This window comes from Variovorax sp. 01T439_2 (assembly GCF_056398445.1).
On the sequence record NZ_JBFTPJ010001155.1, the window covers coordinates 1 to 1,592 of the forward strand.

Annotated in this window: 3 protein-coding genes; all 3 read right to left on the bottom strand. The window is 62.2% G+C overall.

What is annotated here, in order from left to right; genetic code table 11:
* Positions 1 to 393 (bottom strand): Wzz/FepE/Etk N-terminal domain-containing protein (locus AC1DOC_RS32985; protein ID WP_478131486.1); only part of this gene is annotated, 393 nt, incomplete at its 3' end.
* Complete coding sequence (locus tag AC1DOC_RS32990; RefSeq protein ID WP_062361985.1) at positions 390 to 824, bottom strand: low molecular weight protein-tyrosine-phosphatase; 435 nt, start codon at positions 822 to 824, stop codon at positions 390 to 392. The genes AC1DOC_RS32990 and AC1DOC_RS32985, both read right to left, overlap by 4 nt.
* Before the next feature lie 31 nt (positions 825 to 855).
* Positions 856 to 1,592, bottom strand: a 737-nt coding sequence (locus AC1DOC_RS32995; RefSeq protein ID WP_478131487.1) for a YjbH domain-containing protein, incomplete at its 5' end; no start/stop codon positions are given.

Genomic DNA, 1,592 nt, shown 5'->3' on the forward strand with positions numbered 1-1,592 from the left:
GAGATAGCGTGGCCTTGCGTCAATATAGGCCCGCGTTTGGTTCACAGCGGCACCCAATACCATCCGGGAACGAATAACCTGGATTTCGCCGGTGGCGGGTGTCTTTACGTCGAAGAGGCTGGAGGTTTCGCCAAGAAACCCCTTGGCATCGGGTGCGGCATCCTCGACCTGGATCAGCAGGTTGGACTGGTAGATGGGGGTGGACAGCAGTGCGTAGGCCACTCCGAGCAATAGTGCCAACGCGGTGACAGCTACAACGAGCCACTTTCGATCAATCAGGATGTCTATCCATTCCGACAGGTTGATCTCGTCATCTTCCGGCCTCGCGGCTGAAGTCGCAGCAGCCTGGCCAGCCCGCGCAGCATTGGAAGTAGTCACAGCAGGAGTGTTCATTTGAATTGCCGAATCCGTTCGGCCCATGTCTTGACGCCGGCGTCGATGAGTTGAAGTGCGTGCTCGAAGGCTTCCTGGCCCATGCGGTAGGGGTCAGGGATATTCAGCTTGGCGGTTTCGGCAAGCCGAAAGACCCTGCCGCGCGTGAGCGGGTAGTTGTTTTCGATGTGACGGCGCTGCCCGTCGTCCATGGTGAGGATCAGGTCGGCCTGCACACACATGGGCTGGGTGATCTGGCGCGCGCGGTGGGCGCTCAGGTCAAGGCCGCGCGCGGCCATCAATTCCTGCGCGATGGGGTCTGCGGGGTGGCCTATCAACGCACCCGTGCCGGCTGACGACACGGTGATCTCCGGCAGCGCATCGGCCAGCAGCACATGCGCCATCGGGCTTCGGCAGATGTTGCCGATGCAAACGACAAGAACGGATTTCAACGTGTCCGCCTTTCTTTGAAGGAAAAAGCGCTCATGGGCTGCGATCGAAATTCAAGAGGTTGTCTCCGGCACGCGGCGTGTTGTCTGGCGGGGCCGCAAAGTTGAATGCGCCCTGGTCGCGCACGGAGGTCAGTTCATAAAGGGTGTTGCTGCGGGCCAGGCGCGCGCCGCCGTCGCGGGTGAGCGGCGACCATGCAAAGCCCAGTGCAAACTTGCTGGACCGCGGCAGCAGCGCATCGAGCGGAATCGAAAGGTAGATGCCCTTGTCGAAGTCGCCTTCGCCAAACTGCCTTGACGAGACATTGGTCTTGGTGGCGTAGGCGCCCAGCACAAAACCGTTGTCGAAGCGGCGGATGACTTCGAGCGTCACGCCGCGGTCGCCCGCAAGGTACTGGCCCGCGCTGATCTTGGCCATGACGCCGTTCCAGCCGGTGTCCCAGTAAAGGCTGGCGTGGCCGGTGGTCACCTTGTAGTCGCGCAGGCCAAAGTCCTGGTTGAAGTCGCGCTGGCGCACGCGGTTGATGTCCACGCCAAAGGCCACCGGGGAGCGCGCGGGCCGGTACAGCCATTCGGCGCCCACGCCCGCAAACATGGATTCGAGCAGGCCGCCATACACGCTGTAGTAGTGGTTGCTCGACAGCTGCCCCACATGCGTGAGCTGCAGCGACGGAATGGTGAAGCGGCTGGAGGTGACGTACTCGCGCTGGTAGGTGCGCACGCGCGGCAGCTCGCTGGGCGCGGTGTAGGTGAACTTGTCGTAGTTGTCGG